The following is a 3,551-nucleotide window of genomic DNA, read 5'->3' on the forward strand; positions in this document are numbered from 1 at the left end:
CCTCGGCTACCTGAACGCCACAGCGCGTCGGCGGGCGGAGTCCCGTCCCCCCGCGACGCGCTGTGGAGCGTTCAGGTAGCCGAGGAGCACCAGCCCGGCCGCCGTGTCGGCGAGCAGGCGAACCGGCAGTGGTCCGTCCGCGGCGAATCCCAAGGCGACGAGGACCGCCGTCAGGACGCCAACCAGCCCGGTCACCCGGGTGTGTGACCACCCGGCGGTGGTGAGTCGCTGGTAGGCATGGGTGCGGTGGGGCAGGTACCACTGTTCCTTCGCCCGCACCCGGCGTAGCAGAGTCCAGGCGGTGTCGGCCAGGTACAGCGCCGTCGGTGCCAAGGCGGTCTCCGCCGGTATTCCCGCCAGGACCGCCCGCACCGCCAGGAGCGCGATCGCGGCTCCCAGCGAATAGCTGCCCACGTCCCCGAGGAAGATGCGGGCCCGCGGGAAGTTGAACGGGCCGAAACCGAGCGCCGCGGCCGCCGTGAGAGCACCGCCGGTCGTGATCGCGTCCACGTGGTGGACGGCTCCGAGCACCGTGAACGCCGCCCCGGCCAGGACCGCCGCCGTCACCGAGATGCCGTTGATGCCGTCCATGAAGTTGAAGACGTTGACGAAAGCGGTGATCCAGACCGGTGCGATGATCGTGACGAGCAGGACGGTTGTGCCGCTCGGAACCGGGTCGTCGAGCACCGCCCCGCGCACCGCCGTCACCGCGACGACGGCCGCGGTGACGTGCAGGGCCAGCCGGCGCAGCGGAGCGATGCCGCTGAGGTCCTCGACGAGTCCGATCAGGCCGAACGGGGCGATGCCGATGGTCAACGACAGCAGGTCGCGGGCGTCGCCGGGCCCAGGGATGCACACCGCCAGGCCGATGCCCGCGAACAGCCCGAGGACGACTGCGATACCGCCGCCACGCGGGGTCGGGACCTGGTGCGAGGACCGCGTGGTGACCTCGTCGATCGCCGCCATCCGACGCATGCCGACGATGACGATCGGGGTCGCCGCGAGGGTGACGATGCACGCGGCGGCCGACGCTTCGAGCATGCCGTTCCTCCGGGTCTGACACTTCGAATGGGCGAGGCCGATGTTCATCGCTGAATGTAATGCATCAACTACACTGCGCAGCATGATGCGAGCGTGGGCGCCCCCGACGCCCTCACTTCCCCCGGTCGTACCGAAGACTCGGGCCGACACGCCGGTACGGGTCCGCGCGTGGGTGCGGGTCCACCTGCCGGCGCCGACCGTCGGCCGGCGCGGCGGCGCCCTGGTGGCGTGGTGAAGCAGGTGGCGTGGTGAAGCAGGTGGTGCAGGCGGCGTCCGGCGGGGCGGTGCGCGTCGTCGACGTTCCCGTGCCGGTCATCGGTCCGACCGAGGTGCTGGTGGCGACCGTTGCGACGATCGTGTCCGCCGGCACGGAACGTGCCGTTACCACGCTCGCCCGCTCCGGGCTGCTGACCAAGGCGCGGGCCCGCCCGGACCTTGTCCGCAAGGTCGCGGAGAAGGCGAGGACCGACGGTCTCATCCCGGCAGCGCGTTCGGTCCGGGACCGGCTCGGGGCCGACGTTCCCCTCGGCTACAGCGGATGTGGTCGCGTCGTCGAGGTGGGCTCCGCGGTTGACCGCATCCGCCCCGGTGACCTCGTCGCCACGGGTGGGGCCGGGCGCGCCAACCACGCCGAGTTCCAGGCCGTTCCCGGGCTGCTCTGCGCCCGGGTTCCGGGCGGTGTCGCCCCGGGGGCGGCGGCGTTCGCCACGATCGGCTCTATCGCCCTGCACGGGCTGCGCCTGGCGGAGGTGGGCCCCGGGGCGAAGGTGGTGGTCGTCGGGCTGGGGCTGGTCGGTCAGCTCGCCGCCCGGCTCGCGCTCGCCAGCGGATGTGACGTCGCCGGCATCGACCTTGCCGATCTGCCGCTGGTCACCGCCGAGGCGAGCGGTGTCCGTGCGCTGCGGGAGTCCGGCGAGGCCACCACCGCCGCGGTCCGCGCATGGAGCCGGGGCCGTGGTGCCGACGCGGTCCTCATCTGCGCCGCTGGTCGCTCGGCGGAACCGGTCATGCGGGCCACCGCGCTGGCCCGGGACCGGGCGCAGTTGGTCGTGGTGGGTGACGTCGGACTGGGCCTGCTGCGCGCGCCGTTCTACGACAAGGAGCTGACGCTGCGCTTCGCCCGCTCCTACGGACCGGGCCGGTACGAGCGTGGATACGAGGAGTGGGGGGTTGACTACCCTGTCGGGCAGGTCCGCTGGACCGAGGGACGCAACCAGGAGGCCGTGCTAGACCTGCTCGTAGCCGACCGGCTGCGAGTTGATGATCTTGTTACCCACGTCTTTCCGATCGACGCGGCGCCGCGGGCCTACGAGATCGTCGCCACCCGCAGCGAGCCGTACCTGGGGATCCGTTTCGACTACCCGGCGTCGGCCGCCTCCGAACGGGCCGCCTCCGAGCGGGCCGGGTCCGCGGTGGCCGGGGCTGCACTGGCGCACAGCGCGGGCCCGACCCGGGAGCGGTCGGTCAGCCCGCGGCCGCGGGTGCCCCGCCAGCGATCCGCCCCAGCGGGACGTCGGGGCAGCCGGGTCGGCTGGATCGGGGCCGGGACGTTCTCCGGATCGGTTCTGCTGCCCGCCTTCCGGGCGGCCGGGTTTGACCAGTTGGTCACGGTGGCCTCCGCCGGTGGCCGGTCGGCCAGGGCCTTCGCGGACCGGCACGGGTTCGCCGGGGCGGTGGCCGGCGCCGAGGCCGTGCTGGACGACGACGACGTCGACGTGGTCGTCATCGCGACGCCGCATGCGACGCATGCCGACCTCGCAGCCCGGGCCCTGGAACGCGGTCGGCACGTATGGTGCGAGAAGCCGCTCGCGCTGAGCCTCGACGAGCTCAACCGGGTGGAGAAGGCGGCGGCGACCGGCGGCGGGGTGCTTGTCGTCGGATACAACCGGCGTTTTTCCCCGGCGGTCACCGCAGCTCGCGCGGCGCTGGCCGACCGGGATGGTCCTCTCACGTTGAGCTATCGGATCGCTGCCGGGCCGGTGCCGGCCGACCACTGGTACAACGACCGGGTCCAGGGTGGCCGGCTGCTCGGTGAGGTCTGCCATTTCGTCGACACCTGTGCCGCGCTCGCCGGCAGCGACGTGGACACGGTGACGGCGCTCGCCGGGCGGGAGGCCGAGCTGTTGCTTGCTCCCGATGTGGCGGTCACGCTCCGGCATGCCGACGGTTCCCTGTCTGCCATCTCCTACAGTTCCGCCCGTCCCCGCGGAGTGCGTAAGGAGCACCTCGAGGCGCTGGCGGGCAGCCGGCACGTCCGCATCGACGACTACCGCGAACTGGTGATCGATGGACGTTCCACCTGGAAGGGAGCGCAGGACAAGGGGCATCACGCCGCCGCGGCGGCCTTCCTGCGGATGTGCCGCGGCAGCGACGCCGGTGTCACCGCGGAGCTGTTCGCCTCGAGCCGGGCGACCCTCGCGGCCGCTGACGCGCTCGGTGCCGAGGTAGCGCGAAGCCCGGCCCGGATGGGTTCCTGAATAGCTGGGAACCGGCCGAAGATTTTTTCGACG

Annotated in this window: 2 protein-coding genes; one reads left to right on the top strand and one right to left on the bottom strand. The window is 72.5% G+C overall.

The window, feature by feature from the left end; all coding sequences use genetic code 11:
* Positions 1 to 6: 6 nt before the first annotated feature.
* Complete coding sequence (locus tag AC08ON_RS17085) at positions 7 to 1,041, bottom strand: MraY family glycosyltransferase (RefSeq protein ID WP_476617341.1); 1,035 nt, start codon at positions 1,039 to 1,041, stop codon at positions 7 to 9.
* 248 nt (positions 1,042 to 1,289) lie between these two features.
* Here AC08ON_RS17085 and AC08ON_RS17090 point away from each other — a divergent pair, with 248 nt between their 5' ends.
* On the top strand, positions 1,290 to 3,518 hold the full coding sequence (locus tag AC08ON_RS17090; protein WP_476617342.1) for a bi-domain-containing oxidoreductase: 2,229 nt from the start codon (positions 1,290 to 1,292) through the stop codon (positions 3,516 to 3,518).
* Positions 3,519 to 3,551 lie beyond the last annotated feature (33 nt).

It is taken from the genome of Frankia sp. CoWAU3, assembly GCF_977971855.1.